22 protein-coding genes and 3 pseudogenes are annotated in these 19,886 nt (G+C 41.8%); 8 read left to right on the top strand and 17 right to left on the bottom strand.

The genetic code is table 11. The annotated features are described in order from the left end of the window. Nucleotides 1-19 precede the first annotated feature (19 nt). The 3 genes from ACYH0O_RS03615 to ACYH0O_RS03605 all read right to left on the bottom strand — a co-directional run bounded on the left by ACYH0O_RS03615 (nt 20) and on the right by ACYH0O_RS03605 (nt 1,438). On the bottom strand, nt 20-373 hold the full coding sequence (locus ACYH0O_RS03615; RefSeq protein ID WP_482631177.1) for a hypothetical protein: 354 nt from the start codon (nt 371-373) through the stop codon (nt 20-22). A gap of 1 nt (nt 374) precedes the next feature. Further along, nucleotides 375-725 (bottom strand): hypothetical protein, encoded by a 351-nt coding sequence (locus ACYH0O_RS03610; RefSeq protein WP_482631176.1) that lies wholly within the window; start codon nt 723-725, stop codon nt 375-377. Between the two features lie 248 nt (nt 726-973). Then, nucleotides 974-1,438 carry a geobacillin-26 family protein gene (locus tag ACYH0O_RS03605; protein WP_482631175.1) on the bottom strand — a complete coding sequence of 155 codons (465 nt, stop codon included), beginning with the start codon at nt 1,436-1,438 and terminating at the stop codon, nt 974-976. Between the two features lie 140 nt (nt 1,439-1,578). On the opposite strand from ACYH0O_RS03605, the gene ahpC reads away from it, so the two are divergent. The 6 genes from ahpC to ACYH0O_RS03575 all read left to right on the top strand — a co-directional run bounded on the left by ahpC (nt 1,579) and on the right by ACYH0O_RS03575 (nt 8,333). Then, nucleotides 1,579-2,142, top strand: coding sequence for an alkyl hydroperoxide reductase subunit C (ahpC, locus tag ACYH0O_RS03600; protein ID WP_113971351.1), 564 nt, complete (start codon nt 1,579-1,581; stop codon nt 2,140-2,142). A 12-nt stretch (nt 2,143-2,154) separates the two neighbouring features. Continuing rightward, nucleotides 2,155-3,681 carry an alkyl hydroperoxide reductase subunit F gene (ahpF, locus tag ACYH0O_RS03595; RefSeq protein ID WP_482631174.1) on the top strand — a complete coding sequence of 509 codons (1,527 nt, stop codon included), beginning with the start codon at nt 2,155-2,157 and terminating at the stop codon, nt 3,679-3,681. Between the two features lie 268 nt (nt 3,682-3,949). Further along, nucleotides 3,950-4,510, top strand: coding sequence for a CBO0543 family protein (locus ACYH0O_RS03590; RefSeq protein WP_482631173.1), 561 nt, complete (start codon nt 3,950-3,952; stop codon nt 4,508-4,510). 199 nt (nt 4,511-4,709) lie between these two features. Then, on the top strand, nt 4,710-6,116 hold the full coding sequence (locus tag ACYH0O_RS03585; RefSeq protein WP_482631172.1) for a spore germination protein: 1,407 nt from the start codon (nt 4,710-4,712) through the stop codon (nt 6,114-6,116). Nucleotides 6,117-6,147: 31 nt separating this feature from the next. Beyond that, nucleotides 6,148-7,242, top strand: coding sequence for a GerAB/ArcD/ProY family transporter (locus ACYH0O_RS03580; protein ID WP_482631171.1), 1,095 nt, complete (start codon nt 6,148-6,150; stop codon nt 7,240-7,242). Further along, nucleotides 7,239-8,333 carry a Ger(x)C family spore germination protein gene (locus tag ACYH0O_RS03575; RefSeq protein ID WP_482631170.1) on the top strand — a complete coding sequence of 365 codons (1,095 nt, stop codon included), beginning with the start codon at nt 7,239-7,241 and terminating at the stop codon, nt 8,331-8,333. The genes ACYH0O_RS03580 and ACYH0O_RS03575 overlap by 4 nt, the downstream gene beginning before the upstream one ends. A gap of 222 nt (nt 8,334-8,555) precedes the next feature. Here the strand turns inward: ACYH0O_RS03575 and ACYH0O_RS03570 are convergent, their stop codons facing one another. From ACYH0O_RS03570 to ACYH0O_RS03540, 7 genes and pseudogenes are all read right to left on the bottom strand, one after another. After that, a complete protein-coding gene (locus tag ACYH0O_RS03570) occupies nt 8,556-9,248 on the bottom strand; it encodes a Dph6-related ATP pyrophosphatase (protein WP_482631169.1) in 693 nt (230 codons plus the stop codon). Nucleotides 9,249-9,429: 181 nt separating this feature from the next. Further along, entirely contained in the window at nt 9,430-9,990 is a 561-nt protein-coding gene (locus ACYH0O_RS03565) for an AAA family ATPase (RefSeq protein ID WP_482631168.1), read from the bottom strand. 841 nt (nt 9,991-10,831) lie between these two features. Continuing rightward, nucleotides 10,832-11,860, bottom strand: a complete 1,029-nt coding sequence (locus ACYH0O_RS03560) for a DUF4179 domain-containing protein (protein ID WP_482631167.1) — start codon at nt 11,858-11,860, stop codon at nt 10,832-10,834. Beyond that, nucleotides 11,860-12,372 carry a sigma-70 family RNA polymerase sigma factor gene (locus tag ACYH0O_RS03555; protein ID WP_482631166.1) on the bottom strand — a complete coding sequence of 171 codons (513 nt, stop codon included), beginning with the start codon at nt 12,370-12,372 and terminating at the stop codon, nt 11,860-11,862. The genes ACYH0O_RS03560 and ACYH0O_RS03555 overlap by 1 nt, the downstream gene beginning before the upstream one ends. A gap of 90 nt (nt 12,373-12,462) precedes the next feature. Beyond that, nucleotides 12,463-12,696, bottom strand: coding sequence for a hypothetical protein (locus tag ACYH0O_RS03550; RefSeq protein WP_482631165.1), 234 nt, complete (start codon nt 12,694-12,696; stop codon nt 12,463-12,465). A 52-nt stretch (nt 12,697-12,748) separates the two neighbouring features. Then, a pseudogene (locus ACYH0O_RS03545) lies at nt 12,749-13,056 on the bottom strand (DUF5412 domain-containing protein). Between the two features lie 875 nt (nt 13,057-13,931). Further along, nucleotides 13,932-14,471, bottom strand: a complete 540-nt coding sequence (locus ACYH0O_RS03540) for a CBO0543 family protein (RefSeq protein WP_482631164.1) — start codon at nt 14,469-14,471, stop codon at nt 13,932-13,934. A 237-nt stretch (nt 14,472-14,708) separates the two neighbouring features. Here ACYH0O_RS03540 and ACYH0O_RS03535 point away from each other — a divergent pair, with 237 nt between their 5' ends. Further along, entirely contained in the window at nt 14,709-14,939 is a 231-nt protein-coding gene (locus tag ACYH0O_RS03535) for a hypothetical protein (protein ID WP_482631163.1), read from the top strand. A 117-nt stretch (nt 14,940-15,056) separates the two neighbouring features. Here ACYH0O_RS03535 and ACYH0O_RS03530 read toward each other — a convergent pair. Then, nucleotides 15,057-15,275 (bottom strand): annotated as a pseudogene (locus ACYH0O_RS03530) (KGG domain-containing protein); the annotation flags it as partial. 262 nt (nt 15,276-15,537) lie between these two features. On the opposite strand from ACYH0O_RS03530, the gene ACYH0O_RS03525 reads away from it, so the two are divergent. Continuing rightward, on the top strand, nt 15,538-16,731 hold the full coding sequence (locus ACYH0O_RS03525) for an MFS transporter (protein WP_482631162.1): 1,194 nt from the start codon (nt 15,538-15,540) through the stop codon (nt 16,729-16,731). A 35-nt stretch (nt 16,732-16,766) separates the two neighbouring features. Here ACYH0O_RS03525 and ACYH0O_RS03520 read toward each other — a convergent pair whose 3' ends face one another. The 6 genes and pseudogenes from ACYH0O_RS03520 to ACYH0O_RS03495 all read right to left on the bottom strand — a co-directional run bounded on the left by ACYH0O_RS03520 (nt 16,767) and on the right by ACYH0O_RS03495 (nt 19,738). Then, nucleotides 16,767-17,225, bottom strand: coding sequence for a DinB family protein (locus tag ACYH0O_RS03520; protein ID WP_482631161.1), 459 nt, complete (start codon nt 17,223-17,225; stop codon nt 16,767-16,769). Between the two features lie 101 nt (nt 17,226-17,326). Then, nucleotides 17,327-17,821: a hypothetical protein gene (locus tag ACYH0O_RS03515; RefSeq protein ID WP_482631160.1), complete on the bottom strand. Its 495-nt coding sequence runs from the start codon at nt 17,819-17,821 to the stop codon at nt 17,327-17,329. A 286-nt stretch (nt 17,822-18,107) separates the two neighbouring features. Then, nucleotides 18,108-18,368 (bottom strand): hypothetical protein, encoded by a 261-nt coding sequence (locus ACYH0O_RS03510; protein WP_482631159.1) that lies wholly within the window; start codon nt 18,366-18,368, stop codon nt 18,108-18,110. 32 nt (nt 18,369-18,400) lie between these two features. Further along, a pseudogene (locus ACYH0O_RS03505) lies at nt 18,401-18,517 on the bottom strand (GNAT family N-acetyltransferase); the annotation flags it as partial. Between the two features lie 313 nt (nt 18,518-18,830). Then, complete coding sequence (locus ACYH0O_RS03500) at nt 18,831-19,205, bottom strand: hypothetical protein (RefSeq protein WP_149154264.1); 375 nt, start codon at nt 19,203-19,205, stop codon at nt 18,831-18,833. After that, nucleotides 19,202-19,738 (bottom strand): acyl-CoA thioesterase, encoded by a 537-nt coding sequence (locus ACYH0O_RS03495; RefSeq protein ID WP_482631158.1) that lies wholly within the window; start codon nt 19,736-19,738, stop codon nt 19,202-19,204. Before ACYH0O_RS03495 ends, ACYH0O_RS03500 begins: the two co-directional genes overlap by 4 nt. Nucleotides 19,739-19,886 lie beyond the last annotated feature (148 nt).

Below are 19,886 nucleotides of genomic sequence, written 5' to 3'. Positions count from 1 at the left end.
TAGGACTGACCTCTTGGCTTTAATTTGAGGTACGACCATGGACTCTCCAAACATTCATCACCATCAACACCATCATGATCATCACAATGATATAAAAGATGCTGCTATGAATCATTCCTGTAACCATTTGAAATCCAACAAACAGCAGCAGAAACGACGCATTCCAGATCAATTTTATCTTGCTTACCTTTCCCTCATTAATCCCCTTACTGAATCTGGGGTAATAGATTCCTAAACCCAGCAGGATGAGGAGTGTCGATAGATTAATGAAAGTTGTGAAATCTCCAAACAGATTCATCCTGCTTATAGAAAAATAGAAAAGAATTAAATACAATACCAGTAGGAAAAGGTTGAATCTGATTATGTTTGTCATGCTATTCCCTCCTAAATTGCCGAGGTAACTTCCCTTGTCTACTAACTCTTTTTCGAATCAATAACCCCCACCAAACGATCACATATATATAACCGAACAGAAGATATAAAGCCCATAACTCCCCTGTTCCCAGGTGGCTCAGCCATTGCTCTAATTCATTCTGATTCTGCTCTCGATAAATTCCATTCACCAAGCCTACAACCGGGATGGAAAGGGTCACAATGATGGTGAGCAGTGCCCACCATCTACCCCGTTGTTTTATTATCGAGAAGAAGGCTGATGCAATCGTAAATAGCATGAGGGAGTAATAAAGAAGCCAAAACCAATGGGGCAGGGTTTCGGTAGAATACATGTATCTTCACCCCTTTGTTTATGTATTTTTCGTGAGCATTCCTCTTTATGCTCTAATTCGACAAGTAATAATCTAATCCTGCACCACACAAAACTGAGTCTTTTCGACAAAAGGTTCATATAGTTAAAAATCATCCACTCAACCCTTAAATTTCACCTGCTTTTCCCGAAAAATTGAACAACTGGATCCTATTTCAGACCAATCTGCCTCTGCTGCACACCCCACCAGTGCCACCAATTGTACAGCTTTCACGATTCAATCAAGGTTACGTAATAATATCCCACATCCTCTATAGCTGCCTTCATTCCTATAAAAGATGTAATGCCATAATACACCGCACCCAAAGTCAAACAGGCTATGATCACCCCACTTACCCGGGGGATATGGTTGGTTTTTTTATAAAAGACCAGTGTCGTAATGCCGACAATGATAAGGTAGCAAATCGATAGAATGAGCCCGAATTTGTGACTGTCCAGATCATTCACAGCCGTTCGAAAACGGTCCAGATGATCTTGATTTTCCTGGTTCTCGTCGATCGTCACCAAGTGACCTTGATAACCGATTTTCCAGGTGAATGTGTTTTCCCCTTTTATGACCGTGTATTGATAATCACCCGAATCTCCTTCCCCTATCACAAATGGTGCTGCCGCATAGATATGGACGGGAAGTAGGGTGATAAGCATCGTAAACAGGACAAGCAATCGTTTATTCAACTACATCTTCCTTTCTATTAGAACCTCAATCTTTTCCCTTGACAAAAAAACGCAAATATATAATAATAAATATCGAATTAGAATTATTATAATCTATTAATGATTCTCAATCACACAAACCACTAGGAGGAATTTACACTATGTCATTAATCGGTTCACAAGTCGTACCATTTAAAGCAGAAGCATTCAAAGATGGTGAGTTCATCACTGTTACAGACGAAAGCCTGAAAGGTCAATGGAGCATTTTCTGCTTCTACCCTGCAGACTTCACATTTGTATGCCCGACAGAACTTGAAGACCTTCAAAATAACTATGAAACGCTTAAAGAGCTTGGCGTAGAAGTATATTCAGTTTCTACGGACACTCACTTTACACATAAAGGCTGGCACGACAGCTCTGAAAAAATCGGTAAAATCAAATATGCCATGATCGGTGACCCATCTCAACGCATCACTCGCGGTTTCGATGTATTAAATGAAGAAGATGGTCTTGCTGACCGCGGAACATTCATCATCGATCCGGATGGTATCATCCAGGCAGTTGAAATCAATGCAGGCGGAATCGGCCGCGATGCAGATATTCTAGTTAGCAAAATCAAGGCGGCACAATATGTGCGCAACAACCCAGGCGAAGTTTGCCCGGCTAAATGGCAGGAAGGTTCTGAAACACTTAAGCCAAGCCTTGATCTAGTTGGTAAATTATAAGGAGTGCTGAGCATGCTTGAAGCAGATATAAAAGCACAATTAGAACAATACCTGCAGATGATGGAAGGCGACATCGTCCTGAAAGTCAGTGCAGGCGACGATGCCATTTCGAAGGATATGCTGGCTCTTGTTGAAGAGCTCTCTTCCATGTCATCCCGCATTAGTGTTGAAAAAGCAGAACTGACAAGAACACCAAGCTTCAGCGTGAATCGCCCTGGTGAAGAGACCGGCATCATTTTTGCCGGGATCCCCCTTGGACACGAATTCACATCCTTGGTCCTTGCTCTCCTTCAAGTCAGTGGCAGAGCGCCGAAAGTGGATCAAAGCGTCATTGACCAGATCAAGAGTGTCAAAGGCGAACACCACTTCGAAACGTATGTCAGCCTAAGTTGTCACAACTGTCCTGACGTGGTGCAGGCACTGAACATCATGAGTGTCCTGAACCCGAACATCACGCACACTATGATCGACGGAGCTGCCTTCAAGGAAGAAGTAGAACGCAAGAACGTCATGGCCGTCCCTGCTGTCTACCTGAATGCGGAATTCTTCAACGGCGGACGCACGACCTTGGAAGAAATTCTTTCTAAGATTGTGGAAGGCCCCGGTGCGGATGAGCTATCGGATAAAGATCCTTATGACGTCCTTGTCGTCGGTGGCGGACCTGCAGGAGCCAGTGCGGCGATCTATGCTGCACGTAAAGGGATCCGTACGGGAATCGTTGCAGAACGCTTCGGTGGTCAGGTCCTTGATACAATGAGCATCGAGAACTTCATCAGTGTGAAGCACACGGAAGGACCGAAGCTTGTGGCTAGCCTAGAAGAGCATGTGAAAGACTACGGCATCGATGTCATGAACCTTCAGCGCGCAAGCCGCCTTGAGAAAACAGATCTTGTCGAGCTTGAGCTTGAAAACGGTGCTGTCCTGAAAAGTAAGAGTCTGATCATCTCGACAGGTGCACGCTGGCGTAACATCGGCGTTCCTGGTGAGCAGGAGTTCAAGAACAAAGGAGTGGCGTACTGCCCTCATTGTGACGGACCACTGTTCGAAGGCAAAGATGTCGCTGTCATCGGCGGAGGAAACTCCGGAATCGAAGCAGCCATCGACCTTGCAGGAATCGTCAAGCATGTTACGGTCCTTGAGTTCAATCCTGAACTGAAGGCGGATGACGTCCTTCAGAAGCGTCTTCACAGCCTGCCGAACGTCACAGTGCTGACAAACGTCCAAACCCAGGAAATCACCGGTACGGATAAAGTAAACGGAATTACCTACACCGATCGTGATACACACGAAGAGAAACACATCGAACTGCAAGGAGTGTTTGTCCAAATCGGTCTCGTTCCAAACACAGACTGGCTCGGTGGCCTTGTAGAACGCACAAAATTCGGTGAAATCGTGGTTGATAAACATGGTGCCACAAACGTCCCTGGCGTATTCGCCGCAGGAGACTGCACAGACAGCCCATACAACCAAATCATCATTTCCATGGGATCAGGAGCGAACGCCGCACTTGGCGCATTCGACTACCTTATCCGGAATTGATGTACTATAGAGGTCCGTCCCTCCATCTTGAGGGACGGACCTTTCATCTTGAGGGACAGCTTCTTCCGAAACAGACTCCGAACCATCCGCCCATACAATCATGAGGAAACCCCAGCCCAGACAAACCAGGAATAAATCTTAAGTACAAACCGCGACGAATAAATCACTTATTTTCTCTAATACTACTTAATACTACCATTTCTAATCTATTGGAGTATGACCGGCAAATATTTAACTCTTTAATACACCAAGGGGTCTGGAGGGAAAAATGAGCACCGAACAAAAAATCCATAAAATATATGAAACCATGCATCAAACTTACATAGAAAAATTCGAATTATGGCGAGAAGAAATTGTGTTCGGGTGGCAGTGGTGGATAGGAGTTTTTCTGACAATCATCCCTTGGATCTTATGGGCCAAATACCGCCCAAAAGAGAGCACCCACAGATTATTATATATCGCCTTTTTTGTCATGGTTATCGCGATTTGGCTGGATAGCATCGGGGTCCAATTAGGATTATGGCATTACAATTATGAGGTTCTTCCCTTCTCCCCTTCTTATAAACCATGGGATATTACACTAATTCCTGTATTAACAATTGTTTTCATTCAAATCAAACCAAACGTAAGTTTCCTTAAAAAAGGGATACTGTATGGTTTTTTGGTTTCATTTATAGCAGAGCCGGTATTTGTGTGGAGTGATTTTGTCGTTTATACAGGATGGAAATACATTTATTCATTTCCTATTTATACAGGAATTTATTTCATTTCTAATTATTTAAGCACGCGAAATCACTTTAGTAGGATACCAACGAAAAAGGACAATTGATGCTTAGAATCAAACCTCTTCCTACAGAAAAAAAGAGGTTCAGAAAATTCTTTTCCATTCTCCCCTTTGCAATGATCAAGGGGAGAATTCCCCTGGCACGGTATTGTCTGTCCAATTGCTCCCTTCTTTATCGAACATAAAATACACCATTTGGGGCAAGAATAATAGAAACCATAACAGAGCGGCAGGTGAACAATATATGAGTCCTTCTAAAAAGCTGTCAAAAAAAATTGAAGAGAATGTAGAGGTCATTCGATCTGCCGTCTATGAAGCAGAAGATTTGAAGACGAGAGATCTCATTTTCTTAAATAAGCCTTGCAAACTCGTCTTTATAGACTCCCTAGTGGATAAAAAGTTGATAGAAAGAAATATTATTGAGCCGCTTCTTGAATGCAAAGAGGAGACTGGCCCGGAATCCGTGATAAAAAATGCGGAGTATAGTAGAACGACCGATTTAGAAGTGACCGTGAGTGGTCTCCTCGAGGGAAGCTGTGCCCTGTTATCAGAAGGTGTAAATTCCGCCCTTCTGATGCCCGTTGCCGCCGGTGATGATAGGGCCATTCAAGAACCGGAAAATGAACACATCATTAAAGGATCCCATGATGGCTTTACGGAGAATATCAATAAAAACATCTTCTTAATCAGACGAAGAGTGAAAAACCCTTCAATACGAATTAAAAATTATACGTTGGGCACTAAAACAAATACAAAAGCATCGATTGTATACATTGAGGATCTGGTGGATCATGGTCCATTAGACGTATTAATAAAAAGGATAGAAGCGGTGGATGTTAAGGAGCTTCAATCTGCGGGGGAACTGGAAGAATTAATTGAAGACAACAGCTATTCTGTATTCCCACAAATATTATCAACTGAAAGACCCGACCGGGCAGCATCCTATTTATTAGAAGGGAAATCACTTGTCATCGTGGATGGAACCCCACATGTACTGGTTTCTCCTATTACCTTTTTCAGCTTTTATCAGTCACCTGATGACTATAATAGTAGATGGATCATCGGGTCATTTTTCCGGCTCATACGTATATTCAGCTTTTTGGTGGCCATCTGCTTACCCGCCATTTATATTGCAGTCGTTTCCTTTCATTCAGAAGTTCTGCCTATCGGGATTCAATATGCGATCAGAGTTCAAATTGAATACGTCCCGCTGCCACCATTCTTTGAAGCCATTGCTATGCAGCTTGTGCTGGAACTGTTAAAGGAGGCGGCGATCCGTCTCCCATCACCAATCGCACAAACAATCGGGATTGTCGGCGGTTTGGTCATCGGGACCGCAATAGTAGAAGCAGGTTTTGTTTCCAACACAATGATCGTCGTCATTGCACTTACTGCCATTGCCTCATTCGTAGCACCTGTCAACCAAATGGGGACGGGTGCCAGAATCATGGCTTTTCCCGTAATGGTCGCTGCCACTTTTTTTGGCTTTTTAGGCATTGTCCTTGCTCTTTCAGTATTACTGATACACCTATGCAGGTTGGAGTCTTTCGGAAAACCTTACTTGGAACCCTTAGCCCCCTTACACTTCAAGGGAATTAAAGATTCATTTATCAAAACCAAAAAGAGGAATAACACTTTAAAACAAACGTAGGTAATTCAGAAACGAAAGTGTGGAATCGTCAATGTCACAGACAGGATCCCTAACGAACTTGCAGATATTTTTTCTTATGATCCAAACTCAAGTCGGATTCGCCATTCTTACACTGCCAAATACCTTGCAAAGTACAAGTAAAGGAGACGGCTGGATGTCGGTACTTTTGGCAGGAGTGTTTCTCCAACTGTTTCTAGTTATTATTTGGCTGTTATTGATGCGTTTCCCGAGCTTAAACTATGCCGAAATCACAATATTTTTACTGGGGAAATATGTAGGAAACTTTGTAAATATGATCACGTATCTTTACTTTATCGTAACTGCATCGTTTGTATTGCTTCGGTTTACGTCCATCATAAAAGAACATCTGTTGTCGGCCACTCCCTATTGGGTAATCGGATTGCTGATGATGCTTACCTGTACGTACTTAGCCATAAGTGACATTCGAATTATCGCAAGATTCTTTGGGCTCATATCCATTCTTTTTCTTTTCTTATTTGGAATCTCTTTTTTTTCCTTTCTTTTGCCTGTGGACTTACATCATATTCTCCCTTTAGGAAACACCGGCATAAAGGAAATTGTCATCGGCAGCAAAGATTGTCTGTTAGCCATTTTAGGATTTGAGGTGATCCTGTTTTTATATCCCCTCGCCTCCAAGAAGGGAACCTCATTCCTAAAAGTAATCACATGGGCCAATATCTTTGTAACAGGTTTGTCTTCTTATTTTGTTATTCTATGCATCATGATTTTCAGTGAATCAGTCCTGAAACAAATTAAATATCCCGTTATCTACTTTTTGCGGCCCCTTCATTTTCAAATGGTAGACCGTGTCGATTTACTTTTTATATCGATATGGATTGTTCCGCTGGCAGCATCGATTGTCGTATATATATACCTGGGCAGTAAAAGTCTTCCTTTTTTTAAGGGCAAACCTTATAAACTGGTTTTGATGAATAGCACATTGATTTTTGTCCTATTTACGATCGCAAAGAAAAACCCCGACTCCCAAGAACTCTATTCCAAATATGTTGAATATTTGAGCTATGCAGTCGTATTCGCCATTCCATTCATGTTGCTATTGTTTTCTTACCTAGTAAAGAAACGGGAAAAGGAGGTTTCCTATTGAGAAAGATTCCGGTCATTTTCATTGCTATCTTCCTTCTGGCAGGGTGCTGGGACCAAAACCAGCTAAACGACAACCGACTAGTGAACGGGATCAGTTTTGACAAGGCTGAAGAGTCCGATCATATTCTGGGGACAGTCAGGGCGATTAATATTCGCAGCGCCGGTGGAGGTAAGTTTGAAGTTACGGATGAATTTTATGAAACTGAGAACGAAACGGTTACCCAGCTTGCGGTGGATCTTCAAAATAAAGTATCCGGGAATATGGATGTTGGAAAAGCATTTGTCATTATTGTCGGGGAAGAATTGGCCCAAACCAAGGGCATCACTTCATTAGTAGAGCCTATTCTTCGATCCACTAGGGGATATATCTCCTCGCGAATTGTTATAAGTGAAGGAAAGGGCAGTGAAATCTTGTCTTTGAAACATGAAGCTAGTCCCATTGTTTTCGAGGTGGATGATCTGCTTACCGGTGGGACAAAAGGAACATCTATTCCTAAAGAAACAACGTTTACCGTTTGGAATGATATAGCAGACAAGACAAATGATGTCTTTCTTCCCTATATTAAAAAAGATAAACAGGACAAGGTGATGCTGGCAGGGTCAGCTTTATTTAACGGTGATAAATTCACTGGTGACACACTCACAACAAACCAAACTTCACTGCTGCTCATATTAAGGAATGAATTGGAAAATAGAGCGATATTTAGTATAAAATCAGAAGAATTAAGTCAGCCTTTTACCATTGCCATTAATAATGCCAAGACAAAAATGGATGTCAAGAAAGAAAACGGAAAAGTGACATGCACGATTACCACTAATCTACACGCAATGATACAAAGCTTTTATGAAGAAAAACCTTCTCAGGATCTCAAGAATTTAAATACAATAGCTTCAAAGGAGCTCACGAAAAAAGCAAAGGAACTTACCGATCTTTTAATCAAAGCCAATAGTGACGCTTTAGGAATCGCCAAAGAACTCTCCACGAAACATCCTGAATCCTGGAATGCCGGAGCGTGGAAACAGGACTATCAACAAGTGACGATAAAACCAAAGGTTAACGTAGAGATCATTGGGACTAATAATCTTAAGTAAACCTTTGCATTCATTGATTAAGTTTAAAGCACTATAACTTAGTGTCTTTATTACAACAAACAGGATTGCTCACTTTTTTAAAAAAACCGGCCAAATCCACATTGGCCGGGTTTCCAAATAAAGAATTCTGCACTTGATGATATTTCAATTACTCACGCCATGCGCATTGTACCGTTGAATCAGTTTGAAAAACAGCCTGATCATTCGTATTGATCTAGAAAGTTATATTGGTTTAACTGGTAGTAAATCTATGAATAAGAACCGATCCTTTTTAGTGAGATAATCAGGTACCATCCGCTCTTCCCCTAATACATACTCAAGCGAGAACCCAAAATTTGGCCCATCAAACACAAACGAATGAAACTCCCCATTCTCACCACAAATATCACGAGTCTCTTCGGGATAATCCCGTATAAATTCTTCATCATATACCCTGCCTGCAAAGGACCGATCCAATTGATCCATATCCACACAAGTGAGTACGGTTTGAAACCCGAGGTCAATAAATTCACGGCTCAATTCCCCGACAGACCGATCCCAAAGAGGAAAAACGGGAGTGATCCCTGTTCCCGAAAGCATCTTCTCTCGATACTCTCGAACATCCTTTAGATGAATATCCCCGAAGACCATGTGGGTGATCCCGTCCTCCAGCATATCTGAGACTGCTCTCTCCATTCGCTCCTGATACAACTCATTCGAACACTCCTCAGGGATCCAGACCTCACGAAGCGGAATCCCGAGCGACTCCGCCTGCCTCATCAACAGCTCATACCGGACGCCATGAATCGAAACCCGCTCGAACCCTTCTGTCAGCGTCACGAGCAATGAATCGATCTCGTATTCCTGATTTTGTTGAATTTCATATAATGCCAGGGTGGAATCCTTTCCACCGCTGAATGCTATGACTGTTTTCATTTTGGCCTCCATGCTTACGATTTTGTTTATTCTATCAACCAGCTTTCATCCTGGCCACTTACTTAAAATTAATTATTTCAAACCTAAGGAATGAACTCAATCATAACTTCACTGGTAGGAGTATATTAGCAGTGAATTTAACATCAAAAAAACGTTTGGGCATCCAAGCGTTTTTTCTATATTATAAGTGAAATTTCTCCTTGATTATCTTTGCCACTTCTTCCGCACTCAAGTTTGTATTGTTTATCTTTATATAGTTTGAATATTTCATTTCACCTTCTAAAGAATTCAATCTGTAGTCCTCCATCGACTTCTTCAAATCACCTTCAGACCATTCGATATCCCTTTTTGATGGCTTATGTTCAAGTCTATTTGAACTTTTATTTCGCTCAAGTCTTTCTTCTAAATCTGCCTCAAGCTCGACAAAGTAAACAGTGCCTCCCCTGGACTCGAACAACTGAGAAACTTGATTAACATAATCCCAGTCCTCTTGCATATCAAATGCCCAGACATAAGTGAAAATCATTCCATACAAATCACTCTTTGATACTTCTTCAAATATCTCACGACGAAACAGACTGACTAATCTCTTTCCTTCTTTCGTGCCGTAGTCAAAGAAATGACTGACCAAGTCAATCGTCATATGATTATGAAATAGTTTCAAATCCGTTATTTTAGCTAATTCTTGTCCAACTGTCATTTTACCAACCGCTTGAGGTCCAAATACAAGAACAAATTTCATGAGCTCTCTCCTTCATTCACAATATAAAGTTCGTCTGAAAAATTTTCGTCATGCTTTATAACATTATGTATCTCCGTTCCAGTGATCCCTACGCTTCTACTGATTCGGTATTTGCCTCCACGTTTTGTACTCCTTTTGAAAAGCTTGCGTGATTTTGATCATTTTCTATCGATTTCTCAGTGAAAATGGCCGCTTACTTGAAAAAACCGATCCTAGATAGGCCATTATACGGGAAACACCCCGTTATCCCGCTGCATCATAAGCCTCCAAATCCATTTATCGGCGAAAAACGAATTTTATCAGCGATATTTTCAATATAACGGCGAAATTCACATTTTATCGGCGAAATCTTAAATATATCAGCGAATCGCCAAATCAGGGACGGACCTCAATAGATGAATTCTTCCAATCTACTAAAATGCATCAAGAAATGATCTAACCTCATTATCGTTATCGCAACCTCTAAAACTATACCACTACCAATTATTTCAAAAAAGGACCGTGAACTCAATCCCATATAAAAAAGAAGCTCTACCTATTTAGTTGAGCCCCTGCCGATCATCATAATACTTCCCGATTTCCCGCCCCTGTGCAGAGTATCGTTCATTTCAGTCTAAGGGAAGTCCCAATCAGGGACGGACCTCAATTTTCCAAGAAAACTAACTCTTAGAGGTCGGTTTTGAGGTCCGTCCCTCTACCTTCATGTTTTCCTGGTATTTTTTAAAAGTATCCTTCCCACTTTCAATGAGTATTCTCAATTTTCATTATTCCTAACCTGAACAAGGAACTTAACACCTTCTTACAAGAAAGAGGAGGATTAGTTTAGCCCCTTCAAAGAGCTTCAGTTGATAACCTTATCGTCCTTACTGTAGATCGTGATATGATAGGGATCACCCTTGATCCTCAATTTCATTTGATCGGATTTCAGAAATTCATCAATGACGTCTTCTAGCTGCTTGGCAAAATCCTTTGCATTTTCGTCCTTACTTGATAGAGTGATATGCGCTTGAATCTCCGGTTCCGGATACACGGAATATCCGACCATCCTCACTTTGTAATCTTTCTTCCCTAATAGATCATCACTGACGGTTTGCAGGATTTCCATCCACCTACTCTCCTGCTCTCTCTTCTTCATATTAACCTTTTTTATCTCAACTGGAATAGAACGAAAATTATTTTCACTCAATATCTCTCTCACTAATTCTTTGATTTCATCGCTCGTGGCTTCGGTATTATTCGGGATCTCTATCTGAATGCTCTCAGGTCTCGCCAAGTGTCCCAATTGCAATACTTCTATGTTTCGTTTCCCAAGCTCTTCCCTGACACGACTGTCAATCAATTGGAAGTCTTCACTTATCTGTTGTGTTTCTTTATCTTTTTGTGGGACCTCAGGCTCTTCATATCTACTCACTTTGACTGTATAAGCATCATAGTTTCTCGATTGCAGAAAATCCATTGCCACTTCTTCAACCTCTGTTTTTACACGATTAAAATAGTCTTTATCGCCTGCAATTCCTATTCGAATCACTTTCTCCGGAAAAGATACACCGAGACCATTAACAGGATATCCTTTTTCTCTTAGTTCTTCTGAAATTCCCATCACTACATCTTCCTTGGATTCAAAAATGCTGCCAAGATACGGAATCTTTGATACGACATTGGCCATGGCGGGCGATACCAAAGCCGAACCAATCAATAACCCAAATAATAGGACGGCGACACTGCTATAATAGATCCACTTCTTTCTAAGGGCTCCTCGATCCTTCATCCCTCTCCCTATGGCCACTTGGATTGTATGATTCAATTTGTCTTCAGGAACTCGAATGTTATCCATTTCTTCTTTTACGTTGTCGCCTAAATGATCCTTCATCAGATACACCCCTCCCTTAAATCCGATTTCAAGAGATTAATGGCTCTATGCAATCGTGTCTTAATTGTTCCTTCAGGGCAATGTAACATTTCGGCAATTTGCTTTATGGTAAGGTCTTGATAATATCTTAAAATAATGACAGTTTTATATTGAATATCCAGCCGTTCCATCGCCACTGCTAAATCCATTTTTTCTTCGATTCTAAGATTCTGCTCTTTAGGAAGTACATCCACTTCATTCGTCAGGATGATACGTTCATTCTTTTTAATAAAATCCAATGCTGAATTGATTAATATCCTTGATAACCAAGTTGAGAAATACCGAGGATTTTTCAGGCTTTTAATGGATATAAAAGCTTTATAAATAGCATCCTGCACAATATCAAGAGCATCATTCTCATTTTTCACATACATGTATGCCATTCGATAAAGCTTGTTCTTTTCAAGATGAATCAACTCTTGAAAAGCTTTTTCATCTCCCCTTTTCGCTTTCTTGACCTTTTTCTCAATCAACTGTTCTCACCCACTTTCTATCCGTTAGACTAATGACCGGACCAAAACGTTTCACTTATTTAAAGTGCCTTAAAAAAAAGAAGCCCATCTTTATTTAGATGAACTCTCCTTAAATTTTATCTTCTTTATCTCCTCTATAATCAATAAGGTCGAAAACACAATAGTGGCACACAGAAAGAGAATAGCAAAAATCAATGCCGTCATCGCTGAATTGAACGTCCCATTCGTGATGGGTCCGTCTCCGCTCCAAAGACTTCCCCCTAAGAAAATAGTAAACACCAATCCTATCAACAATACTGAAATGGAATAGATAAATTTCTTCATTTGAATCATCCTTTATTACATTATGTATCTCCGTTCCGGAATCCCTGCGCTTCTATTGATGACGAAAATCAAACTCCTCATCAGGAACATCCAATGACACCTCATTGATCACCACCGTATCCTCATCCGTCCACGTAATTTCTGCCGTCTCTTCCCGGTAGTTCCAATAGATATTTCTCGTCTTGTCCTCTTTTTCGTTATATACTAACTCGCCTCTGACAGTATAGGCAGTCGTCGCTCCCCCATTGTAACATAAGCCCGTAATGTATACTTCCCGTCAGGGGACGATTCTTCTGTCAGGAACTCCCCTTTCGGCAGCCTGTTCATATCATAAAAAGCCCAATAGACAACATATATCATGAATGCCACGACACACAAACAAAAGATTCCTAATATAGTAAAAACAACTTTCTTTTCTGTTTCTACACCATGATTTGTCCCCACGTTATATACTCCTTTTGTAAAGCTTACGTTATTTTTATCATTTTCTACCGATTACTTGAAAAATCGATCCTAGATAGACCAATATTCAAGAATCCCCCCGTCATTCCGCTGCACCATAAGCCTCCAAATCCATTTATCGGCGAAAAACGAATTTTATCGGCGATATTTTCAATATAACGGCGAAATTCTCATTTTATCGGCGAAATCTTAGATATATCAGCGAATCGCCTAATCAGGGACGGACCTCAATAGATGAATTCTTCCAATCTACTAAAATGCATCAAGAAATGATCTAAACTCATTATCGTTCATCGCAACCTCCTAAACTATGCCACTACCAATTATTTCAAAAAAGGACCGTGAACTCAATCCCATATAAAAAAGAAGCTCTACCTATTTACTCGAGCTCCTGCTGATCATCAAAATACTTACCTACCTGCAACAAGCAACCTTCCCTTGACTAGCTTTCTCGATAACCAATCCGAAAGTAAGGAAACGAGAGCGCATACGCCAGGTTAATGGCAAAGGAATATGTAAAGACAATTGGAAAGAGCAAGATACACCCATCCAGTATGCTAAAGGTCATCAAAAAAGTAGAAAGAATCAAACTCGTATACAATGCCAGTTTTAATCCTCTCGTCCCTCCCAAAACTTATATGGTGATTATTTTCACAATATAAGTTTTGGGATATTTACACAAAAATCCGATTTCTATCCCCGCTCATACGCTTCAAAATGTACAAGAATCATCGAAGCACCTCACATGTTCACCAAATCACACCAAACGCCTCCTATCCCTCCCCTCTAAACACCAACTCCACCACCCATCTGATCAAGTACGAAAGAACGATATAGATGAAAAAGGACCACCCAATCTTCCAATGATAGATATTATAAATATGTAACCATTGGAAGACTGGCTCTGCGATAAACGATGCTCCTGCAGAAAGAACAATATTCCCATACAGAAACGTTTTTCCTTTAGGGAAATATTTATACAAAAGCATATACGTGACAGGAATCAACGCATAGTCAAAGAGGTATGCTTTTGGAAGTATGGGGATTAGCTGTCCCGGGTATCCCCATAAGCCAAGGTCAAATCCAATCCCGTCCAGATTTGCAGAAACCATGATCCAGATCAATCCAAGAAAAAGAAGCCTCGGCCACTCCTCTCTTTTCGTTAAACGAAAAAAGATGACCCAGGATAGGATAAAGAGGACTATTATAAACCACCATCGTGGAGATAGAAAGCAATGTTCCAGCCAATAATGGATGTATTCATGGTTAAGGGCTACATCTTTTTCTCTTATTTGATCATATTGCTCTAGCATACACGACCTCCTATGCTGAAGAATTTTTATAAAAAAGACCCTCTTCAAGTTAAGAGGGCAAAGAAAGTTTACGAAGATTATTCACTTATAGTCTCTACCAACGAAAGGATCTTCATTCATACATACTTACAGGTAAGAAACACGACTTTTCTCCCTTACAAGCATCTTGCTAATATGTTAAAATCATCCAAAATCAGACAAATTCCGTGCCTTTTTTAAAGAAAGGAGTTAATGATAATGTCAAGAAATCGTGAGCTGCTTACCATTTTGCAGACGCTCCAAACCTTTTCCGATTGTGATATCACCCATTCATTTTCTGAACACGATTCTGACGTATTACTGGTTTCTTACTCCAAGGAATTAAACTCATTCATCATCACTCAACATGACTCTCAGATAAGTTATCATGATATCGACTCCGCTCTAGCCTTATTGGAACATGTGCTTCTTATGAATGAACCATCATAGATTCAACTTAAAAAGACCCGTCGTCGATCGACAGGTCTTCTTGAGTTTCTTGATACCATCCGGTGGCTATTTATTACTGTTGGAATTGCTTGAACTGTTGGAGTTATTCGAGTTACCTGAATTACTGGACTGGCTTCCGCCTTTCGCTCCAATTTCCTGATAGAACTTCTTGTCGTGATTTTCTGAAGTTGCTTCTCCACCCTTTTCCCCGATCTCTTGGTAGAATTCTTTGTCATGGTTTTTAGCCGTTTGTTCGCCGCCTTTACGACCAGCTTCTTCGTAACTCATTTTGTTGCCGTTGTTGTTACTGTTGTTATTGTTGTTACTGTTTGCCATAAATAAAATCCTCCTTAAGTGTAGTGGGTGTTGTACGTTTGTACATTGGTTATATACCTCGTAAGATGAGAACTAAACAGATAGTGGGGGTTTTTAACATTTTTGTAATTTAATTTATACCGTATTGATGGAAGGAAAATTTCCGGTTTCCCTACCAGGTCATCAAGGTCACTTGAATCCTTACTATTACAAGTGCTCCCTTAAGAGGTCTATGATGAGGATAAACGTTTAAAGAGGATTAGTATAAAAGGAGTCTTGCTACATGGAATACATCAAACGGGGAACACCTGCCTTCAAGAATGCAAATCTGGCCCTGTTTGCAGGCGGATTCAGCACCTTCGCCATCCTGTGGGGAACACAGCCCCTGCTCCCGGATATCGCCAAGGAGTTTGCGATATCACCGGCCGCCTCAAGTCTCAGCCAGTCTTCCACCACGATTGCCCTTGCCATCAGTCTATTAATTGCAGGTTCCTTATCTGACGTCTATGGAAGAAAATCCGTCATGACCTTCTCTTTACTGGCATCTTCCATTCTTGCCGTTTGCACAGGGTTTGCATCAAGCTTCCATATGCTAGTTGTCGGCCGGATTTTGCAGGGGATAACGCTCGCCGGGCTTCCTGCCGTCGCCATGGCATACTTGGGTGAGGAAATCGAAGCGAAGAGTCTCGGGATGGCCATGGGGTTATACATCAGCGGAAATTCCATCGGGGGAATGTCCGGTCGGATCATCAGTGGCGTCCTTACCGACCATTTCAACTGGCATGTCGCATTGATGGGAGTCGGGATCATCAGCTTGCTTTCAACCGTCATCTTCCTGGTGCTTATCCCGCCGTCTGCCCATTTCAAACCGCAGGCATTCCAGTTGATATCATTGGCTGGATCCCTGTTCAGCCAATTCAAAGTACCGGGACTCACGTATCTCTTCACCATCGGATTTCTATTGATGGGAGGATTCGTATCCCTCTACAATTACATCGGTTTCGAGCTGATCGCACCACCGTATTCACTCAGTACGACCGTCGTCGGATTCATCTTCATCGTCTATATCGTCGGTACCTTCAGCTCGACCTGGATGGGGATGCTCGCCGATCAGTATGGAAAAAAAAGAATCCTGCCACTGTCGCTAATCATCATGTTATCCGGGGTGTTGACGACCCTGCATCCGAATCTGTGGGTAAAAATTATCGGGATCGCCGTCTTTACGTACGGATTCTTCGCCGGCCACTCCATCGCTAGCAGTTGGGTCGGACGATTGGTCGTCCATGATAAAGCACAGGCTTCGGCCCTCTACTTATCCGCTTATTACGCCGGATCAAGCGTCGGCGGTACCGTCAGCGGAAGCTTTTACCACCAATTTAACTGGCCCGGTGTCGTGTGGATGATCGCTGTTCTTTCCGTGATTTCGATTGGGATTTCATTTTGGTTGAGGAGAAGGGACGCAGCACGATCAACATAAAAGAGGACTTGCCACCAAGTCCTCTTTCTTAGGAGTTACCCCTTCACTCCCGCTTGCGGATCCCAAGAACCCTGTAATTTTCTAATATAAAGAATTTGCCCTGCATGGTAGGTGGTATGGATGGTGAGGTGGGCAATGATTTCAGCCCAATTATTCAAATTCACCTCATCTGCCTCTTCAACCGCCTTCTTCCAGTCAGCCATCAACTGATCAATCCGTACGGACGTTTCCCTCCAACTGAGGCCATCCCTATTCTTAAAAGTGCTCTCATTGGTACTCTCTTCATTCTCAATCCCTTTCAATCGATATAAATGGCGTTGATTATAGTAGATGAGATGATGGATGATTTCAGAGATGGAATTGGTGGCTTCATTAGGCTTCCACGTTGCTTGTTCCTCGGTGAGATCCTTGATGGAATTGATCAATGAGACAAACCAGGTATTTTGATCGTGGCAGGCATCCAGTTGCAAGAGTAATACTTGTTTGGCATTCATTTTTATTCCCTCCTATAATTACATATCATCTATACTTTCAAGATTGAGAGGGTCGTTTCCTCTTTACATAAGGATTTTCCATTTAAAAAAATCCTCTTTTGTTAAAAAGGGATCTCAACCGTTTCATTAAACGTCATCCCAATGTACTGATACTCGATCATCACCCGACTGACTGCTTCGTCATGAAACACATGCACAGCATAAATGGTATCGGCTTTAGTCGCAGTTCCAGCATCTAAACTCTCCAATTGTTCCGAATTAGTTGGACCCGCCTTGATGAATATATCCTCAATATTTTGTAAGCTCACTTCTATTGGAAGCTGATCACCAATATCATCGATCATGACGTATCCTTTCAGAAGATTACTGACCTGCATCTTTACTTTTTCAGGAGCATCAGCATTATTGACTGTGACCTTCACCACTTTCGCTTCACGGAAACCATGATTGGTTACTTCAACCAAGACAGCTGTCCCATCTTCATTTTGACCAATCGTGCCAATCTCCATTGGGGGATTCCCTCTTATCCAGAAATAAGTCCCTCCCACCGCGACGATCACCAAAAGCAATACAGCTGCGATCCAACGATTTTTCATCCGTCTATCCCCTTTTTCACCAATACTTTATTATCTTCCGAAAAAATCCGGCAACGGTACACCAAGATCGAATAATGCGCTCGTCACAAGAAGGATCAGCACTGGGATTACACAGAAAATCAGGATTATCGTCCAGATGTTATTTGGAGAAACCTCACGCCTTTTTTTCCGGTAGAGGTCTTGTATCTTCTTTTGCTTTTCTTTTTTAGGTTGAATTATGTTTTCCTCCTTTACATAGCGACTTTCTCAACATCATTGTCACCAAATAAGGGTTCACTTCTCGAAATTAAAACCCGGCCCCCATCAACCCAATAACAAATAACACAATAAAAATGATAAACCCTACCGGAACTACCACCAAAATCGCCGCAGAAGTCATCCTCCAAAACCCCGGCGTACTAAACCAGGAAGCTAAGGCAGCACAGCCATATCCTATCCCGATAATCCACACCCACAGATACCCGATGTCTTTCCCAACGAGGGATTGTAAAATCAAGATGGTCACAATCAGGATAAAGATCGATACAAGACCAAGATATTTTTTCATCTGAATCCCCCTTGCCACTCATACTGAAAGCCCTACAGATTCTCTTCAATCTCCTGGCCTCGTCCGATGATCACAAAACCATTCTTTTCATAAAATCGCTGGGCGTTTTCATTCACTTCGAACGTGTACAGAGTTAACCGACCACTGGATTAGGCTTTCGGTCGATCCAATTATTTTTTTCTTAAAATCGTAAATATCAAAAAGGAGATCAGGATTAAAAATACGATGCCGACTCCACTCAGGATGTCGATCATGCCTCCAACAAGAAATAACATCAGTATCCCCCATTCCTTCGGTTATCCTAATTATTTCAAATATTGGAATCTTTCTCAATCTTTTTTGTGGATTGCAATCCGGAAATGTACCTGAATACTCTACCGAATAATCACTATTTCCCACCATTCTTCATCTCCGATATAAAACAAAAACCGGAAGACTCCCCTCTTCCGGCTTCTCGCTCCATTATTTTATAATCGTCGACCCCTGCAGCAGTTCCGGCTTCGCGCCAAGGATCAATAAAAATAATTTCGAATCACTGATTTGTCGGTGCTTTTTCATGATTTCTTTCAGCTGAACGATATTCGGGTGTTCTTTCAGCTTCTGCACTTCCTCCTGATAGAGGGACAGGATCGAGCCTCTTACAAACTGCGGTTCGTAGTCCGGCAGCTCCTTGTCGCGGAGTAGTGACCCCATGTATCCGTACTTCAACTGTAATTGTCTCGTCAGGCTTGCGACGTGGATGAGCTGCTCATTCAGTTCAGGGTAATCCTGCTTGAGTGCTTCCACATCTTTTTTCGCTTCATGCAGTTCGTTCATTCCAGCAAGCATTGTGGTCATGATGCTTCCCCTCCCAAGTTCCAAGGTTTTTCGAGTCCAATGATGTCATTCAGTATTTTACTCTGCTTTCGGCGGACCCGTCTTCTTTCTGCCCGTTCTTTTCCTGATTCGAACAAAAATTTCTCTTCTTCTGTTTCCGGAACGATTTCCGGTACTTTGACGGGCTTTTTATTTACATCGAGTGCTACAAAGGTCAGGAAAGCTGTCGCCGCCATTCGTCTTTCACCTGTGATCATATCTTCGGCAATCACTTTGCAGAAGATTTCCATGGATTTATTCCCGACATACGAGACGAAGGATTCGACGCAAACGGAATCACTTTGATGGATCGGATAGAGGAAGTCGATGGAATCCGTTGAAGCGGTCACACATTCCTTCACCCGTGCATGACGTCTCGCGGATAATGTCGCATTGTTATCGAGCTTCTTCATCAACACGCCTCCGAACAGGGTGTTGTAGTTGTTTAAATCATTGATCATCACCTGGTCCGTGCTGACGACCAGACTCTCTTTCGGATGCTTCGTTTTTGCCATGAAGAACAAGTCCCTTCTGTTGTAAAATGGTTTCTCAAACGTTTGATACCCAAAGTGTAAGCCCTGAAGCAGGATAAGTGAAATGAATGTTCCTTATCATCATCATAGATGCTGTCTATGCAATGGCTTACATCTGAATGGTATCAAT

The sequence above is a fragment of the Rossellomorea sp. H136 genome (assembly GCF_056838065.1).
Note: the sequence above shows the minus strand (reverse complement) of the source record. Positions and strands in the feature narration are given on the sequence as shown.